The sequence below is a fragment of the Kitasatospora sp. NPDC096077 genome (genome assembly GCF_040303245.1).
In the GTDB taxonomy this organism is placed as follows: domain Bacteria; phylum Actinomycetota; class Actinomycetes; order Streptomycetales; family Streptomycetaceae; genus Kitasatospora.
Genome location: NZ_JBEOSV010000055.1, coordinates 1 through 17,105, shown reverse-complemented (window position 1 = coordinate 17,105; position 17,105 = coordinate 1). Strand labels below are relative to the sequence as shown.

Annotated in this window: 15 protein-coding genes; 6 read left to right on the top strand and 9 right to left on the bottom strand. The window is 74.6% G+C overall.

Annotation, left to right across the window (positions count from 1 at the left end; all coding sequences use genetic code 11):
• Positions 1-106: 106 nt before the first annotated feature.
• A complete protein-coding gene (locus ABTZ03_RS32760) occupies positions 107-922 on the top strand; it encodes an SAM-dependent methyltransferase (RefSeq protein ID WP_502894657.1) in 816 nt (271 codons plus the stop codon).
• Between the two features lie 178 nt (positions 923-1,100).
• A complete protein-coding gene (locus tag ABTZ03_RS32755) occupies positions 1,101-1,850 on the top strand; it encodes a DUF4097 family beta strand repeat-containing protein (RefSeq protein WP_350516777.1) in 750 nt (249 codons plus the stop codon).
• 57 nt (positions 1,851-1,907) lie between these two features.
• Here the strand turns inward: ABTZ03_RS32755 and ABTZ03_RS32750 are convergent, their stop codons facing one another.
• The 4 genes from ABTZ03_RS32750 to ABTZ03_RS32735 all read right to left on the bottom strand — a co-directional run bounded on the left by ABTZ03_RS32750 (position 1,908) and on the right by ABTZ03_RS32735 (position 7,303).
• Positions 1,908-2,555: a hypothetical protein gene (locus tag ABTZ03_RS32750; RefSeq protein WP_350516776.1), complete on the bottom strand. Its 648-nt coding sequence runs from the start codon at positions 2,553-2,555 to the stop codon at positions 1,908-1,910.
• 182 nt (positions 2,556-2,737) lie between these two features.
• Positions 2,738-3,412, bottom strand: coding sequence for a response regulator transcription factor (locus tag ABTZ03_RS32745; RefSeq protein WP_350516775.1), 675 nt, complete (start codon positions 3,410-3,412; stop codon positions 2,738-2,740).
• Complete coding sequence (locus ABTZ03_RS32740; RefSeq protein WP_350516774.1) at positions 3,409-4,800, bottom strand: sensor histidine kinase; 1,392 nt, start codon at positions 4,798-4,800, stop codon at positions 3,409-3,411. The genes ABTZ03_RS32745 and ABTZ03_RS32740 overlap by 4 nt, the downstream gene beginning before the upstream one ends.
• A 277-nt stretch (positions 4,801-5,077) precedes the next feature.
• Positions 5,078-7,303 (bottom strand): MMPL family transporter, encoded by a 2,226-nt coding sequence (locus ABTZ03_RS32735; RefSeq protein ID WP_350516773.1) that lies wholly within the window; start codon positions 7,301-7,303, stop codon positions 5,078-5,080.
• A gap of 432 nt (positions 7,304-7,735) precedes the next feature.
• Between ABTZ03_RS32735 and ABTZ03_RS32730 the strand changes: the two genes are divergently transcribed.
• The 3 genes from ABTZ03_RS32730 to ABTZ03_RS32720 are packed head-to-tail and all read left to right on the top strand — an operon-like array spanning position 7,736 to position 10,919.
• A complete protein-coding gene (locus ABTZ03_RS32730) occupies positions 7,736-8,860 on the top strand; it encodes a DegT/DnrJ/EryC1/StrS family aminotransferase (protein ID WP_350516772.1) in 1,125 nt (374 codons plus the stop codon).
• 22 nt (positions 8,861-8,882) lie between these two features.
• Positions 8,883-9,827: an NAD-dependent epimerase/dehydratase family protein gene (locus ABTZ03_RS32725; RefSeq protein ID WP_350516771.1), complete on the top strand. Its 945-nt coding sequence runs from the start codon at positions 8,883-8,885 to the stop codon at positions 9,825-9,827.
• Positions 9,828-9,839: 12 nt separating this feature from the next.
• Positions 9,840-10,919, top strand: coding sequence for a glycosyltransferase family protein (locus ABTZ03_RS32720; protein ID WP_350516770.1), 1,080 nt, complete (start codon positions 9,840-9,842; stop codon positions 10,917-10,919).
• A gap of 66 nt (positions 10,920-10,985) precedes the next feature.
• On the opposite strand, the gene ABTZ03_RS32715 is transcribed toward ABTZ03_RS32720, so the two are convergent.
• From ABTZ03_RS32715 to ABTZ03_RS32700, 4 genes are all read right to left on the bottom strand, one after another.
• The gene (locus ABTZ03_RS32715; protein ID WP_350516769.1) at positions 10,986-11,741 is read right to left on the bottom strand and encodes a polysaccharide deacetylase family protein; all 756 of its coding nucleotides are present in this window, start codon (positions 11,739-11,741) and stop codon (positions 10,986-10,988) included.
• A complete protein-coding gene (locus tag ABTZ03_RS32710; protein WP_350516768.1) occupies positions 11,738-12,544 on the bottom strand; it encodes an SDR family NAD(P)-dependent oxidoreductase in 807 nt (268 codons plus the stop codon). The genes ABTZ03_RS32715 and ABTZ03_RS32710 overlap by 4 nt, the downstream gene beginning before the upstream one ends.
• Positions 12,545-12,622: 78 nt before the next feature.
• The gene (locus tag ABTZ03_RS32705) at positions 12,623-13,510 is read right to left on the bottom strand and encodes a hypothetical protein (RefSeq protein ID WP_350516767.1); all 888 of its coding nucleotides are present in this window, start codon (positions 13,508-13,510) and stop codon (positions 12,623-12,625) included.
• 130 nt (positions 13,511-13,640) lie between these two features.
• Entirely contained in the window at positions 13,641-14,069 is a 429-nt protein-coding gene (locus ABTZ03_RS32700; RefSeq protein WP_350516766.1) for a DUF2690 domain-containing protein, read from the bottom strand.
• Positions 14,070-14,319: 250 nt separating this feature from the next.
• On the opposite strand from ABTZ03_RS32700, the gene ABTZ03_RS32695 reads away from it, so the two are divergent.
• Positions 14,320-15,507, top strand: coding sequence for a CaiB/BaiF CoA transferase family protein (locus tag ABTZ03_RS32695; protein ID WP_350516765.1), 1,188 nt, complete (start codon positions 14,320-14,322; stop codon positions 15,505-15,507).
• Positions 15,508-15,704: 197 nt separating this feature from the next.
• Here the strand turns inward: ABTZ03_RS32695 and ABTZ03_RS32690 are convergent, their stop codons facing one another.
• Complete coding sequence (locus ABTZ03_RS32690) at positions 15,705-16,940, bottom strand: IS701 family transposase (RefSeq protein WP_350516764.1); 1,236 nt, start codon at positions 16,938-16,940, stop codon at positions 15,705-15,707.
• Positions 16,941-17,105: the final 165 nt, after the last annotated feature.

Here is a 17,105-nt window from a genome sequence, read left to right as displayed (position 1 = left end):
CGCTGACCTGGGCTTTAGGCTGTCCGCCAAGATTCGGGAACAGCCCGTCCGGGGACCGCACCCGGCCGGAACGGCCAGAGGGGCGGCAACCGTGGGATACGAGAGCATGTGGGAGTCCGGCACCCCGGAGATCGCGGCCGACCTCCGGCCGGAGATCCCCCACCCGGCCCGGATGTACGACTACTACCTGGGCGGGAAGGACAACTTTCCCGCCGACCGGGCCGCCGCCGAGAAGGCGCTCGCGGCCAATCCCGAGTTCCGGTCCACCGCCCGGGCCAACCGCGGCTTCCTCACCCGCGCGGTGCGCTGCGTCGCCGGGCTGGGCGTCGACCAGTTCCTCGACATCGGCACCGGCATCCCCACCGTCGGCAACACCCACGAGATCGCCCAGAACGTCGACCGGGCCGCCCGGGTCGTCTACGTCGACAACGACCCGATCGTGCTCAGTCACGCCCGCGCCCTGATGGCCGGGGCGGGCGCCGGGCGCACCAGCGTCCTCCACGCCGACCTGCGGGAACCGAAGGCGGTCCTGGAAGCCGTCCGGGCCGAGGGGGTGCTCGACTTCTCCCGGCCGGTCGGCCTGGTGCTCGCGGCCGTGCTGCACTTCCTGCGCGAGGAGGACGAGCCGTACCGGGCGGTGGCCACCCTGCTGGCGGCGCTGCCCTCCGGCAGCCACCTGGTGCTCTCCCACGGCACGGCCGACTTCATCCCCGCCGCCGTGCGGGACCGGGTCACCGGCATCTACGACCGGGCCACCGCGCCGCTGGTCGGCCGGAGCCGGGAGCAGGTGGGGGCGTTCTTCGACGGCCTGGAGCTGCTCGATCCCGGGGTGGTCACCGTGCCGCTCTGGCGGCCCGAGGCGGCGCCCGCCCCGGGGGCGGAGCGGGTCAGCATGTACGGCGCGGTCGGGCGCAAGCCCTGACGGCGGGGGCACGGCGACCGGGTCGGGGGTGGTGCTGGCCGGAGCTCGGATTGGGGGGTTTTTACCACCGACCCGGGCCGGTGCCCCCGGCTACTGTCGTCGGGACGGCTCCGGACCGGGGGCGGTCAGACGGGGTCAACACGCGACGATCGCGCATGACTTGGGGGGAACCACCACCATGCTCCACCACCGCCGCCACACCAACCGCCGCCTCGCCGGGGCCGTCGCGGCCGCCGGACTCGCCACGCTCGCCGCCGGGGTGCTCACCGCCTGCGATCCGGTCGGGACGTCGCTCAGTGACGACGCGACCGTCCCGGACAGGGTCACCGCGGTCAAACTCGACAACTCCGCCGGGGACATCACCGTCACCGGCAAGTCCGGCGCCGACAAGGTCTCCGTCCACCGGAAGATCACCTACCACAGCGGGAAGCCCGGGGGGACCACCCGGGTCGACGGCGGGGTGCTGGTGCTCGGCGGCTGCGGGCACAACTGCTCCGTGGACTACACCGTCGAGCTCCCGGCCGGACTGCCGATCAGCGGCGGCACCTCCGCCGGCGGGATCCACCTCACCCAGGTCGGCGAGGTCTCGGTGCACACCGACGCCGGGGACATCTCCGTCGACCAGGCCGCCGGTTCGGTCGACGTGCGCACCAACAACGGTGAGATCAAGGGCACTTCGCTCAAGGGCGACCGGGTCCAGGCCAAGACCGACAACGGCGGGATCAACCTCACCCCCGGCAAGGCCCAGGACATCAAGGCCACCACCTCCAACGGCGAGATCCACGTCACCGTCCCGACCGGCTCGTACCACGTCAGCGCCGGCACCGACATCGGCGAGAAGCACATCGGCGTCCAGAACGACCCGAACGGCAAGTTCAAGCTCGACCTGGGCACGGACATCGGCGACATCACCGTCAAGACCGGCTGAGGGCCCGCTCCGGGTGGGCGCCTCGGCGCGCGCACCCGGAGCGGATGGGGGCGGGGGTCAGAGGCCGGTCTGGATCTCGGCGCGGTGGCGGATGTACTCGTCGGGGTGCGACCGGGCGATGGTGACCGCCGTCTCGACCAGGGCGTGCAGCTCGGCCGGGTAGGCCCGTGCCACCAGGGGCAGGCCGGGCAGGATGCAGCGGCGGACGTCCAGGTCCTCGTTGCCGACGAACTCCCGCAGCGCGGCCTCGTTCCAGCTGTCGCGGACGGAGGCGCCCTCGCCGGCGGTCGCGGTCCGGCCGCCGCCGACCGTCAGCGCCGTCCAGTACCAGGCCCGGGCGGCACCGGCGCGCTCGGGGTCGGTGCCGGCCTGGAGGTATCCCAGCAGGGCGAGGCGGACCCGGCGCTGGCCGAAGGCGATCAACGCGGGCTCGACGAAACGGCGGTTGAAGCTCGGGTTGGGGTCGTGGACCGCCGCCTCCAGCAACGGCTCGAAGTACTCCTCGGGCAGCTCGGACCGCCCGGCGAGCGCCTTGTGGACCTCCCAACGGGCCGCGCTCGGGTAGTTCGCCCCCGGTGCGACCTCGACGTCCAGCACCCGGAGCAGCCGCGCGAGCCGCAGCTCGAAGGCCTGCGATCCGTCGTCCGTGCGCTCGGGCAACGGCTGGAGAACCCGCACCTCGCCGGCCGCGTCCTTGGTTTCCACGAACACCCTCCTCATTCTGAGTCATCGGCAGACTACTCGCTGATACACCCGTTCGGAGTCGGTTTCCGACCACCGCCGGATCTTGAAGGGTTGCCGGGAGGACGTTCTGACGCCGCCTCAGTCCGCTAACGCGACAACCGCGACGACTGCGGCGGATCGCGGCGCGGCGAGGAGGCCGGCCGTCAGGACGGTCGGCCGGGCGGGACCAGCCCGGACTGGTAGGCGATCGCGACGAGTTGGGCCCGGTCCCTGGCGTCCAGCTTGGACATCGCCCGGTGCACATGGGTCCGGACGGTGAACGGGCTGACGAACATCCGCTCGGCGATCTCCTCGTTGGTGAGGCCGGTGGCGGCCATCGACATCACCTCGCGCTCCCGGGCGGTGAGGACGGCGAGCCGTTCGGCCGGCGCGGTGGCGGCCGGGTCGGGCTGGGCGAGGAACTGCTCGATCACGGCCCGGGTGGCGGCGGGCGAGAGCAGGGCGTCGCCGGCCGCGACGGTGCGCACGGCGGCGAGCAGCTCCTTCGGGTCGGCGCCCTTGCCGAGGAAGCCCCCGGCGCCCGCGCGCAGCGCCTGGGCCACGTAGTCGTCGATCTCGAAGGTGGTGAGGATGAGCACCCGGGTGCCCGAGAGCTCCTCGTCCGCGCAGATCTCGGCGGTGGCGCCGAGGCCGTCGGCGCCGGGCATCCGGATGTCCATCAGCACGATGTCGGGCTTGGTGGCCCGGGCGAGCTCCACCGCCTCCCGGCCGTCGGCGGCCTCGCCGACCACCTCCATGTCCTCCTCGGCGTCGATCAGCATCCGGAAGGCGCCGCGCAGCAGGGCCTGGTCGTCGGCGAGCAGTACGCGGATGGTCATGCGGGGTCCTCGTCCTTCCGGAGGGCGTGATCGGGTCGGGTGGAGTCGGCGGGGCGGGCGGGGCGGACGGTGCAGTCGCGCCAGAAGGCGTGGGCGGGCCGGTCCCTGGCGGCGGGCTCGGCCGGGCCGCCCGGTTCGGCGGCGCCCTCGCGGCGGGCGGCGCCCTCCGCGTGCGGCGCGACGTCCTCCCGGGCGCCGGTGCGCAGCGGGAGTTCCGCGGTGACCAGGAAGCCGCCGTCGGACCGCCGGTCGGCGGCGAGGCGGCCGCCGACGGCGCCGGCCCGCTCGCGCATGCCGATCAGGCCGAAGCCGCTCTCGCCCGGGGCGGGTGGGGGCAGCAGGGCGGCACGCGGACGGCTCGGCGCGGCGGGGCGGCCGTTGGCGACGCTGACCGCGACCCGGCTGCCGCTGTAGGAGAGGGTGACCTCGGCACCGGCGCCGCGGGCGTGCTTGGCGACGTTGGTCAGCGACTCCTGGACGATCCGGAAGGCGGTGAGGTCGACGCCGGGCGACAGCGGTCGGGGCTCGCCCTCGACGGTGAGGCGGACCGGCAGGCCGGCCCGCTCGAAGGCGTTGATCAGCTCGGGCAGCCGGTCCAGGCCGGGGGCGGGTTCGAGCGGTGCGGGTTCTTCGGCTCGGCGTAGCAGGCCGACGGTGGCCCGCAGCTCCTGGAGTGCGGAGCCGGTGGCGTCGGTGATGTGGCTGAGCACCTCGCGGGCCTGCACCGGGTGGCTGTCCATGAGGTGGACGGCGATGCCGGCCTGGGCGTTGGCGAGGGCGATGTGGTGGGCGACCACGTCGTGGAGGTCGCGGGCGATCCGGATCCGTTCGTCGGCGACCCGGCGGCGGGCCTCCTCCTCGCGGGTGCGTTCGGCGCGTTCGGCGCGCTCCTCGATGGCCGCGAGATGGGCCCGGCGGTTGCGGATGGAGTCGCCGAGGGCGCCGGGCAGCAGGGCCCAGGCGAGGACGCTGAGCCGTTCGCCGATCGGGCCGCTGGGGCCGAAGACCAGCGATATCCCGGTGAGCAGGACGGCGGTGACGATCGAGGCGCGCAGTGCGGTGGAGCGGTCGGTGTGGACGGCGAGGGAGTAGAGGGCGACCAGCAGCGGGGTGGCCAGCGTCGGGGTCAGCCGGGGGCTGACCACGGCGAGGATCATGGTGCAGAGCAGGGTGACGACGACCACGGCGCGCGGGTGGCGGCGGTGGAAGAAGACGACGACGGCGGCGATCAGGGCGAGTCCGCCGGTGACCGGGTCGACCGGGGCGAACCGCCCGCTGGTCTGGTCGACGGTGGCTCCGGCGGCGGTGACCGCGAGCAGGCCCGCGCCGCCGGCGATGTCGAGCACCCGCGGGTGGTCGCGGCGCAGCCGCTGCCAGGTGTCGCTCATGCTCCTGCTCTCCGGGTCGGGGTGCCCTGGCCGCACCCTCGCCGGGTTCTGCCAGTCGGATCGCGCCGCGCACCGGTGGGGTGCGGCGCGCCGGGTCGGGGCTCCGCGCGGGCGGTGGCCCCCGACAGCAACGGTAACGGTTGGGGCTCGAACCGGTGTCCGAGCCGACCGGCGCCGGACCGGGCCGTCCAAGGGGACGGCCCGGTCCGGGGCGGTGCCGGGCTCGGCCCGAGGGACGCTCGGGCCGAGCCGGAACGGACCTAGGACCTGTCCGGACCTAGACGGTGACCGACTCCCGGGCCGGGGCCGGTTCGGGGGCGACGGTGTGGAGCTTGCTGCCCTCCACGTCGACGTCCGGTATCAGCCGGTCCAGCCAGCGCGGCAGCCACCAGGCGCGGCGGCCGAGCAGGGCGAGGACGGCCGGGACGATCGTCATCCGGACCACGAAGGCGTCGAAGGCGACGGCCGCGGCGAGGCCCAGACCCATCATCTTGATCATCGGCTCGCTCATCCCGATGAAGCCCGCGAAGACGGCGATCATGATGAAGGCGGCCGCGGTGACCACCCGGGCGTTGTGCCGGAAGCCGGTGACGATGGCCTCACCGGGCTCCTCGCCGTGGACGAAGCCCTCGCGGATCCGGGTGACCAGGAACACCTCGTAGTCCATGGCGAGGCCGAAGACCACACCGATCATGAAGATCGGCATCATGCTCATCACCGGACCGGTCTGCTCGACCCCGATCAGGTCGGCCAGCCAGCCCCACTGGAAGACCGCGACGACCGCGCCGAGGGCGGCGGCCACCGAGAGCAGGAAGCCGAGTGCCGCCTTGAGCGGGACGAGGATGGAGCGGAAGACCACCAGCAGCAGCAGGACGGCCAGGCCGACGACCACCGCGAGGTAGGGCAGCAGGGCGTCGCTGAGCTTCTGCGAGACGTCGATGTTCATCGCCGTCGTACCGCTGACCAGGACGGTCGCCCCGGTGGAGGCCTTCAGACCGGCCGCGTGGCCGCGGATGGTGTGGACCAGGTCCTTGGTCGCGCTCTCCGCCGGGCCGGTGGCCGGGATGGCGTTGAGCAGGGCGGTGTCCCCCGCCTTGTTGAACATCGGCGGCGTCACGGTGACCACGCCGGGCAGGGCGGCGATGTCCTTCTCGACCTCCGCGGCGGCACTCTTCGGGTCCTTGGTGCCCTTGACGTCCACCATGACGGTCAGCGGGCCGTTGAAGCCGGGGCCGAAGCCCTCGGACAGCAGGTCGTAGGCGCGGCGCTGGGTGGTGGAGGTGGGCTTGGACTCGTCGCCGGGCAGGCCGAGCCGCAGGTCCAGCGCGGGGGCGGCGAGCACGCCGAGGCCGACCACGCCGAGCAGCAGCACCCCGAGCGGGCGGCGCAGGATGAACCGGGCCCAGCGGGCGCCGCCGTTCTCCTTCGCGACCGGCCGCGACCGGCCGGGGGTGTCGCCCCGGTCGTCGCGCTCGGCCTTGCGGACCTTGCGGGGCAGCGCCCGGCGGCCGATGAAGCCGAGCAGCGCGGGCACCAGGGTGAGCGCGACCAGCACGGCGATGACGACCGTGCCGGCGGCGGCCATGCCCATCTTGGCGAGGATCGGGATGCCGACCACGGAGAGCCCGGCGAGGGCGATCACCACGGTGAGGCCGGCGAAGACCACCGCGGAGCCGGCGGTGCCGATGGCCCGGCCGGCCGCCTCCTGCGGGGTGCGGCCCTCCATCAGCTCGGCCCGGAAGCGGGAGACGATGAACAGCGCGTAGTCGATGCCGACCGCGAGGCCGAGCATCATGGCGAGCGTGCTGGTGGTCGAGGAGAGGCCGAGCGTGCTGCCGAGCGCGGTGATCAGCGACATGCCGAGGCCGACGCCGATCACGGCGGTGAGCAGCGGCAGGCCGGCGGCGACCAGCGAGCCGAAGGTGATCACCAGGACCACGGCGGACAGCGCCATGCCGATCGCCTCGCTGCTGCCGCCCGCCTCGGGCTTGGCCATCAGCGCGTTGCCGCCGATCTCGACCTTGAGCCCGGCGTCCCGGCCGTGCTGGGCGGCCTGCTGGAGCGCGTCGGTGGCGCCCTTGGACACCTCGCCCGCCTTGGCGGAGTAGCTGACCGTGGCGTACGCGGTCGTCCCGTCCTTGGAGACGGCGCCCGGCATCTTGAACGGGTCCACCGCGCCGGTGACCTGCTCGCCGTGGGCGAGCTCGGCGACCGTCTTCTCCACGGCCTGCTGGTTCGGCCCGGCGGTGATCTTCTGCCCGGAGGGCGCGACGAACACCAGACGGGCCGAGGCGCCGTCGGCGTGGCCGCCGGGGAAGCGCTCGTTCATCAGGTCGAAGGCCTTCTGCGCCTCCGTGCCGGGCATCGAGAAGCCGTCGTCGGGTGCGGCGGGCGCCTTGGCCGCCAGGACTCCGGCGAGCGCCAGCACGGCGACCCAGAGCAGGGCGACCAGCCGGCGCCGGACGAAGGCCCATCGGCCCAGGCGGTACAGGAACGTTGCCACGGGAGAACGGACTCCTTCAGGTTTCGGAAGCGGGTGCTCGGAAGCGGGTGCTCGGAAGCGGGCTTCGACAGCGGATGCGAGGACGGGGACGGGTACTGACGCGGCCACCCGGAGGCGGTCCGCTCGCAGCGTGTCCCATCCTTGATCGCCGCCCCCTACTCCGTCGTCGTCCCTGCGCAGGCACTTTGCGTACTGCGGACGCAGTACGCCCCTCCCCCGTACGGCGGAGCGCGCGGCCTTCCCGGGGAGCAGCCGGTCGTGCCCGGTGGCCTGCGGCGGGAGCAGCCGGGGGTCACCCGGGCGGGGGTCGACGACGGGCCGCGACCGCCCGGGCGAAGTAGCGTGATGGGCCTCTGGCCCGACCGTTTCGACCCGGTCCGTGCCGCCCCGTCCCGATCGGTGCTGATCCCAGCCCGCCGCCGGAGGTGCCCCATGGGCGTGCCAGCCGCCCGCATCGTGTTCGACGAGAACGACCGCGCGGCCGTCGCCGACGCGGTGACCGAGATGCTCACCACCGGCGCCCTGACCCTCGGCCCGTGGACCGAGCGCTTCGAGCAGGCCTTCGCCGCCGAGCACGGCGCCTCGCACGCCGTCGCGGTGAGCAGCGGCACGGCGGCGCTGGAGATGATCCTGCGCACCGTGGACGTCCGCGGCCGCGACGTGGTCGTCCCCGCCGTCACCTTCTACGCGACGGCCGGCGCGGTGGTCCACGCGGGCGGCCGCCCGGTCTTCGCCGATGTCGACCCGGCCACCCTGGCGCTCTCCCCCGAGACCCTGGCCGCGGCCCTCACCCCGGATACCGCAGCCGTCGTACTCGTCCACATCGGCGGGCTCGTCACCCCGCAGGTGGACGCCCTGCGCGCGCTGTGCGACGAGCACGGCGTCCCGCTGGTCGAGGACGCCGCGCACGCCCACGGCAGCAGCACGGGCGGCCGCGCCGCCGGGACCTTCGGCCTGGCCGGGGCCTTCTCCTTCTACCCGACCAAGGTCGTCACCAGCGGCGAGGGCGGCATGATCGTCACCGAGTCGCCGGAGCTGCGCGACGAGGCCCGGATCTACCGCGACCAGGGCAAGGGCTCCTTCGGTGCCAACCACCACGTCCGGCTCGGCTACTCCTGGCGGATGAGCGAGCTGCACGCCGCCGTCGGCGCGGTGCACCTGCGCCGGCTGAAGGAGTTCATCGAGAACCGCCGGGCCGTCGCCCGCCGCTACGACTCGGCCCTGGCCGGTCCGGACGGGCTCCGGCCGGTGCTCGAACCGCCCGGCTGCCGCGGCAACTACTACAAGTACGTGGCCCTGCTGGCGCCCGGCGTGGACCGCGCCGCGTTCAAGCGGACGGTGGCCGAGGAGTACGGGGTGCGGCTGTCCGGCGAGGTGTACGACCTGCCGCTGCACCTCCAGCCGGTGTTCGCCCCCTACCGGGGCGGTCCGCTGCCGGTGGCCGAGGACGTCTGCGCCCGGCAGGTCTGCCTGCCGGTGCACTCCGACATGACCGGGGACGAGGCCGAGTTGGTGATCGAGGCCGTCTCGGCCGTGCACCGGCGGATGGCCGGGTAGCGGAAGCGAAGGGAGCAAGACCGTGCGGATAGCCGTCACCGGTGGCTGCGGGTTCATCGGTTCACACGTCGTGGACCACCTGATCGCGGCCGGCCACGAGGTCCTCGCCGTGGACACCACCGACAAGTACCTCCACCCCGACGCCGAGCACGCCCGGCTCGACGTCCTCGACCTGCCGGCGCTGACCTCGGCGCTGGCCGGCAGCGAGGTGGTCTACCACCTCGCCGCGATGGCCGACGTCGAGCAGGTCTCCGCCGACCCGGTCCGGGCGGTGCGGACCAACATCGACGGCACCGAGGCGGTGCTGGAGGCCGCCCGGCGCAGCGGACTGAGCCGCACCGTGCTGGCGAGCACCGTGTGGGTCTACGGCGCCGCCCTCACCGACGACCAACTCGACGGTGGCGAGCAGGAGTTGGACGAGCACGTGCCGATCGAGCTGGAGCACAGCGGGCACCTGTACGTGGCCACCAAGCTGGCCGCCGAGATGCTCGTGCACAGCTACCGCGAGCTGTACGGCCAGCACTTCACCATCCTGCGCTACGGCATCCCGTACGGGCCCCGGATGCGCGACGAGCTGGTGGTCGCCCGGTTCGTCCAGGCGGCCCTGGCCGGGCGGCCGATCACCATCGCCGGGGACGGCCTGCAGAGCCGCAACTTCGTCTACGTCGAGGACCTCGCCGACGCCCACGTCCGGGCCCTCTCCCCCAGCGCCGAGGACCAGACCTTCGCCCTGGAGGGCTCCACCGCCGTCTCGGTGCGCGACATCGCCGACACCGTCGACCGGCTGCTCGGCCCGGTCACCATCGAGCACATCGACGGTCGCAAGGCCGACTACACCGGGCGGCGGATCTCCTCCGCCCAGGCCAAGCGGCTGCTCGGCTGGTCGCCGCGGACCAACTTCGCCGACGGCGTGCACCGCTACGCCGACTGGTACCGGGCCACCGCCGCGGCGCCCGCCGCCGGCTGACCGGGCCACCCGATGCCGCACGCCCTGCTGGTCTCCGGCTCGCTCGGCCAGGGCCACGACGTGATGGCCCAGGCCTGCGCCGACACCCTGCGGGACCGCGGCTGGAGCACCGACACCGTGGACGCCATGGCCCTGCTCGGGCAGCGTTCGGGCGCCGCCGGCGAGGCCGTCTTCCGGCGGCTGCTCGACCTGCCCGGGGTCTACGACGCCTTCCACTTCTCGGCGCTGCGCCCGGGCGCCCGGCTGGCGCTGCTCGCCGACGCGGCGGCGCGCAGCCGGCTCGTCCCGGCGCTCGGCCGGCTGGTCGAGGCGCAGCGGCCGCAGCTGGTGGTCTCGGTGTTCGCCACCGCGAGCTCGGCGGTCAACCGGCTGCCGCGGCGGGACTTCCGGCACTTCGTGTTCTGCACGGACGTCACCCCGCACCGGCTCTGGGTGCAGGAGGGCACCGACCTGTTCCTGGTCACCTCCGAGGTCGCCGCCTGCGCGGTGCGCCGCTACCGGCCGGAGGCCTCCGTGTGCGTCGTCCCCGCGCCGCTGCGGCGGCCGTTCTACCGCCCGCCGGGCCGGGCGGCGGCCCGCGCCGAGGTCGGCGTGCCGCCGGGGGCCGGCTGCGTGCTGCTGATGTCCGGCGCCTGGGGGCTCGGGCCGATCGCCCGCACCGCCGCCTCGCTGGCCGCCGCCGGACCGCACGTGCTCGCCGTGGCCGGGCGCAACCAGGAGCTGGAACGGCGGCTGCGGGCGGCCGCCCGGCGGGAACCGCGGCTGCACGCCTTCGGCTACACCGACCGGATCCCGGCCCTGATGGCCGCCGCCGACCTGGTCGTCACCAGTTCCGGGGACACCTGCAGCGAGGCCCGCGCGCTCGGGCGCCGACTGCTGCTGCTCGACGTCGTCCAGGGCCACGGCCGGGACAACCTCCAGCACGAGCTGGAGCTCGGCCACGCGGACGTGGTCGGCGCCCGCCCGGACGAGGTGGTCCGCAACGCGCTCGCCGCGCTCGGCCGGCCGGAGCCGGAGCCCTCGGCCGGCGCCACCCCGGAGGCCTGGCTGAAGGGGTTCGGGGCGGCGCTGGAGCGGGTGGGCCTGGGGTAGTCGGGGCGCCTCAGTGCGGGCCCCTCACCGCGGGCGTCTCGGTGCGGGAGCCCCAGTGCGCGCGCCTCACTGCGGGAGCGGCGTGCCGGAGCGGGGGCCGGACGGCACGGCGTGGTCGCGCAGCGGGCCGAGGGTGAGGGCGCGGGCCCGGCAGTGGGCGGCGATCAGCGGGAGGGCGGCCAGCGTGGCGCGCCAGGAGTCGGGGGCGGAGGTGCAGTCGGAGTCGTGCAGCAGCAGGGTGGCGCCGGCGGTGAGGCCGGGGCGGGCGGTGGCGAAGACGGAGCCGCCGGTGGCCCCGGCCGTCCAGTCGCGGCCCCAGGCGGTCCACAGCACGCTGCGCAGGCCGAGCCGGCGGGCGGCCAGCGCCGGACCGGCCGTCAGTACGCCGTACGGTGGGCGGTACCAGAGCGGTCGGACGCCGCACAGGTCCGTCACCGCCTCGCCGGCGCGGCGCAGTTCGCGCAGGTCGCGGGCCGGGGCCGGGTACCACTGCGGCCGGTGGTGCCAGCCGTGCACGGCGACCTCGTGGCCGCGCAGCACCAGTTCCCGACCGAGGGCGGGGGCGCGTTCCAGCATCGAGCCGAGCAGGAAGAAGGTGGCGCGGGCGCCGAGTCCGTCCAGGGCCTCCAGGACGTACGGGGTGCTGCGCGGGTCCGGGCCGTCGTCGAAGGTGAGGGCGAGGTGGCCGGGGGCGGTGCCGTACCCGGCGGTGCGGCGGGCCAGGGTGCGGCGCACCGGCGGGAGGCGGACGGCCGCCGGGGCGAGGTGCAGGAACTCGACGGCGGCGGCCGACGCGAGCAGCGTGCCCGCGCGGGCGCTCACCCGAAGCGGGAGGCCATCCGGCGGAACACACCGGGGGCGGCCCCGTGGATCCGGGCCGGGAAGCCGAGCCAGTGCGGGACGAAGAGGCGGTCCCGCTCGGTGGTGATGGTCGCCAGCACGGTGTCCGCGACCCGCTCCGCCGGGACCGGGCGCGGGCGTTCGCGTTGGTAGGGGGTGCCGCGCCGGTCGAAGAACGGGGTGTCGACGGCGCCGGGGAGCACCAGCCGGACGCCGACCCCGGTGCCGCGCAGCTCGTACCAGAGGCTCTCGGCGAACATCGTCAGCCCGGCCTTGGTGGCCGAGTAGGCGGACTCGTCGCGCACCCCGACCTGGCCGGCGATCGAGCCGAGCAGCACGATCCGGCCGTGGCGGCGCTCCAGCATGCCGGGCAGCAGCAGCCGGACCAGGCGCAGCGGGGCGGCGAGGTTGACCTCGATCATCCGGTCGAGGACGTCGGAGGGGGTGTCGGCGAAGCGGCCGCGCCAGCCGAGGCCGGCGCTGGCGACCAGGACGTCCACCCGGCCGGCCTCGGCCAGGGCGGCCTCGGCGAGGCGGGCCGGGCCGTCCGGTTTGCTCAGGTCCTCCGGCAGGGCGGTGCCGCCGGTGCGATCGGCGAGGGCGTCCAGGCGGGTGCGGTCGGTGCCGGAGAGCAGGGTCCGCCAACCCGCGTCGGCCAGCCGGGTGGCGGTGGCCAGGCCGATGCCCGAGGAGGCGCCGGTGATCAGCGCGACGGGCCGGTCGGCCGGTCCGGACCGCTGCCGCCGGGCCTGGGCTCCGTCAGCCGTCGCGGCTTCCTCCGCCATCGCGCACCTGCCGCTCCCTGGGCGTTCCGCCGTCCGATTTGTCCGGCACGTCACCTTCGCACGGCAGAGCCGTCCGGGCTACCGGGGCGGCACGGCGGGCTCGGCCTCGGCGTCCCGGTGCGGGGCCGCCAGCTCGGCGGATTCGCCCTCCAGTTCACCGAAGCGGGACAGCAGGAACGTTCCGCCGACCGCGACCGCGAAGCCCGTCAGGGCACACCAGGCGTACCCCGGGCGCGCGGAGTCGCCCAGCGACACCACCCCCACCAGGGCCGGGCCGAAGGTCTCGGCCACCGTCCCGGCGGCGGTCGCCGCCGTCACCGTGCCGCGCTGCAGGGCCAGGGCGTACGCCAGGTAGCCGCCCAGCCCGCCGAGCGCCAGGGCGTAGGCGGCCGGATCGGTGAGCACGGCGGTGAGGGAGGACGCGTCCAGGACGCGCACCGCGAGACTGGTGATGCCGAAGCCGACGCCCGCCAGCAGCCCCAGACCGGCCGCGGCCGCCGTGCCGTCCCGGCGCACCAGGACCAGGGTGGCCAGCAGCATCACCGCCGTGGTGGCGAGCAGCGCCCAGTGGAACGCGGCCGGGGCGTACTCCCGGCCCTCCCGGCCGGAACCGAGCGCGAGCAGACCGAGGCCGACGACCACCGCGAGGATGCCCACGAGGTCACTCCGGCGCAGCCGCGCACCCAGCAGCCGAACGGCGGCCAGGGCGGTGACCGCGAGGCTGGCGTTGGTGACGGCCTGGACCAGGAACAGCGGCAGGCTGCGCAGCGCCACGATGCTCAGCACGAAGCCGAGCACGTCCAGGACCGTCCCGAGGATGAACTGCCAGGACCGCAGCAGCGCGGCCAGCAGCCCGGCCCGCACCCGGTCCGCCCGGGGCGCCGACCGCGCGCCGCGCGCCTGGGAGACCGCCCCGAAGCCGAAGCAGACGGTGGCGGCCAGCGCGGTGGTGAGTCCCAGCAGCATGCGTCTCCCTCGCGGGGCGGCAGCGGTTCTCCACCCAGTCTGGGCCCGGGGCGGCGGGGGTGCAGGGGACGGAGCTACGGGGTGGCGGTCGGGCCCGGTCCGCGCGCTGCGGCGGGCCGGGCCCCGGTGGCTAGTACCAGCCCGAGTAGCCGTACTGCGTGTTGTTGGCGTAGTGGAACGAGGCCCGGGCCTGGATGTCCTTGTCGTTGACCATCCGGGTGTAGACCGTGTGGTCACCGGTGTTCAGAGCGGTGAACGTCTCGTGATTGGTGTTCTCGATCTGGATCGTGGCCGGGACGCGGCCACCGCCCGCGATCGCCCGCGCCCAGGCGGCACGGCAGGTCGGGCTGTAGCGCAGCTCCGCATCGCCGTCGGGGGCCGTGTAGTCGACGGTCTTCGCGTCGTTCTGGCAGATGGTGGTCGACGGGTCCAGGCCCGTGCAGCTGCTGGCGTAGCAGGAGGTGGCCGCCGAGGCGGTGCCCGAGGCGAACAGCAGGCCCGACGCGACGAGCGCCAGGGTGGAGGCGGCGGACACGGTGGTCCGCAGGGAGAGCTTCACGGTGATCCCCGAACGGGTGAAGGGTACGGCGGTGCGCCCGGTGGCGCCGCCAGGTCACACCCTGGCACCGGAGGGGCTCGTCCCAGCCGTCCCCGTCGTCCCCGGGCCGGTCCCGGGACGGTCCCGGGGACGACGGGGGCGACGGGGGCGACGGGGGCTCGACCGAGGAGGGCGGTCGGATGATCGGATAGTCGACTGAACGCCGCCGGGCGTGGGTAAGCCCCCGGGGTCCACGAGGGAGGGAGGACGGATGTCGCTGCCGCTGACCGGCATCACCGTCATCGCACTGGAGCAGGCGGTGGCCGCGCCGCTGGCCAGCCGGCACCTGGCCGATCTGGGCGCCCGGGTGGTGAAGATCGAGCGCCCCGACGGCGGAGACTTCGCGCGCGGCTACGACCGCAGCGTCGACGGCCTGGCCAGCCACTTCGTCTGGCTGAACCGCGGCAAGGAGTCGGTCGCCGTCGACCTCAAGGCGCCCGAGGGCCGCGCCGTGCTGGCCGACCTGGTGGCCGGCGCCGACGTCTTCCTGCAGAACCTGGCCCCCGGGGCGGCGGCCCGGCTCGGCTTCGGCTCCGCCGAACTGCGTTCCCGGCAGCCCCGGTTGGTCACCGTCGACCTGTCCGGCTACGGCTCCGGCGGCCCGTACCAGGACAAGCGGGCCTACGACATGCTGATCCAGTGCGAGTCGGGGCTCGTCTCGGTGACCGGCCCGCCGGACCGACCGGCCAAGACCGGCGTCCCCACCTCGGACATCGCCGCCGGGATGTACGCCCTGACCGCGACCCTCGCCGCGCTCGTCGGCCGGGCCGGGACCGGACGCGGCACCGCGATCGAGGTGTCGATGTTCGAGGCGACCGCCGAGTGGCTGGGCCACCAGCTCCACCACACCCAGGGCACCGGAAACCCACCGGGCCGCGCGGGCCTCTCCCACCCGGCCATCGCCCCCTACGACGCCTACCCGACCGCCGACGGCCACGAGGTCATGATCGGTGTCCAGAACGACCGCGAGTGGGCCCGCCTCGCCACCGGCTTCCTGGACCGGCCGGACCTCGCCGAGCACCCCGAGTGGGCCACCAACGTCGCCCGGGTGCGCCGCCGCCGGCTGGTCGACGCGCTGGTGGGCGGCCGGACGGCGACCCTGACCGCCGACGAGGCGATCGGGCGCCTGGACGCCCTCGCCATCGCCTCGGCCCGCCTCAACGGGGTCGACGACCTGCTGCACCACCCCCAGCTCGCGGCCCGCGACCGCTGGCGCCCGGTGGCCACCCCGGTCGGCGAAGTCCGTTCCCTGCTGCCCCCGTTCGGCTTCGCGGGCGTCGAGCTCCCGATGGGACCGGTGCCCGCCCTCGGCACCCACACCGACTCCGCCCTGCGCGCCCTCGGCTACCCCGACACCCGGATCGCCGCCCTGCGCGCGGCCGGGGTGCTGGGCGGATAGGGCGGAACTTCCGCCCAGCACCCGAGGTGCCGGGCGCGCGACGCCGGGCATCCCGCCTGGATCGGCCGGACTGGGCCTAGTAGTGCTTTGTTAGGTCGGGGCTGGTCTTGGTCTGGGTATTGGTTGGTGGCAGGTCGGGCATGTGTCGTTCCAGGTCGCCAGGAGGTGTTGGAGGGCTCTGACGGCCTGGTAGAGGGTCATGCCCGAGCAGGCACTTTTGGGCGGCTCCGGGTGAGGGTGACGAAGAGGTGGGCGGCGGTGACGAGGGTGACGTGGCGGTGCCAGCCCGTCCAGGAACGGCCCTCGAAGTGGTCGAGTCCCAGGACGGTCTTCAGCTCGCGGTAGTCGTGCTCGATCCGCCATCGGATCTTGGCCAGGCGGACCAGGTCCTCCACGGGAGTGTCGGCCGGCAGGTTGGATACCCAGTAGTGGGAGGGCTCGGCCGCTCGGGACGGCCACTGGGCCAGCAGCCAGCACACGGGCAGGGTGCCGTCCTCCTCAAGCGGCGGACGGCGGCCGGCCAGGCGGACCCGCAGGGCCACGAATTCGCTGGTCAGTCGGTCGCGGGGGCCTTGCCGCCAGGTCACCGTGCGGGCCGCCGGGTGTCCGGCGGCCCGCACGTGCTCGGCCAGCGGGAGGGGCCGGGTGCGGTAGCGGGGCTTGGGTCTGGGGCCGAGTCCGCCGTAGGGCGGCCGGTGCGGGACCGCGTCCAGCGGGTGCGCGGTGGCCAGGCCCTTGACCTGCACGATCCAGCGCAGGCCGCGCTCGTCCAGGGCGGTGCGGAAGTGGGCGTTGTCGCCGTAGCCGGCATCCGCGACCACCACCGGCGGCGTGAGCTGCCGGGTGGCGAGCTCGTCGAGCATCTCGACGGCCAGACGCCATTTCGGGCGGTGGCCCTCGCCGGCGGGGATGCGGCAGTGGGCGCGCCGCCGCCCGGTGCGGGCGGCGGCGGCCGGGTCCGTGGCGTGGTCCGCATCCCAGGCGGCGGGCAGGAACAGCCGCCAGTCGAGCGGGCAGGACGCCTGGTCGGTGACGGCGTGGACACTCACCCCGACCTGGCAGTTGCCGACCTTGCCCAGGGTGCCGGAGTACTGGCGGGCCACCCCGGGCGAGGCGGTGCCGTCCTTCGGGAACCCGGTGTCGTCGACTACCCAGGCCTTCGGCGCCAGTACCTCCACGGCCCGGCAGGCGATGCGGGCGCGGACCTCGTCCAAGGACCAGGTCGAGGCGGAGATGAACTGCTGCAGGCGCTGGTGGTCGATCCCGAGACGCTCGGCCATCGGCTGCATCGACTTGCGCCGCCCGTCCAGTAACAGGCCACGCAGATAGCTCAAGCCCTTGTCCTGCTGATCCGAGCGCCGCAGCGGAGCGAAGATCTCCGCCGCGAACGCCTCCAACTCATCACGTGACACTGCCAGTTCGTCCGGAGTCACCCCGACAGCAAACCGCCGAAACGCGCACCTGCCCAGACCCTGCGCAGCACGTAACAAAGCACTACTAGGTCCTGTCCGGCCGATCTTGGCGGATCAGCGCGCGGCGTTGGGCGCCCGGCTGGGCGTGCGCCCGAGTCGGCCTCGTACTGGACGTACTTGGGCGAT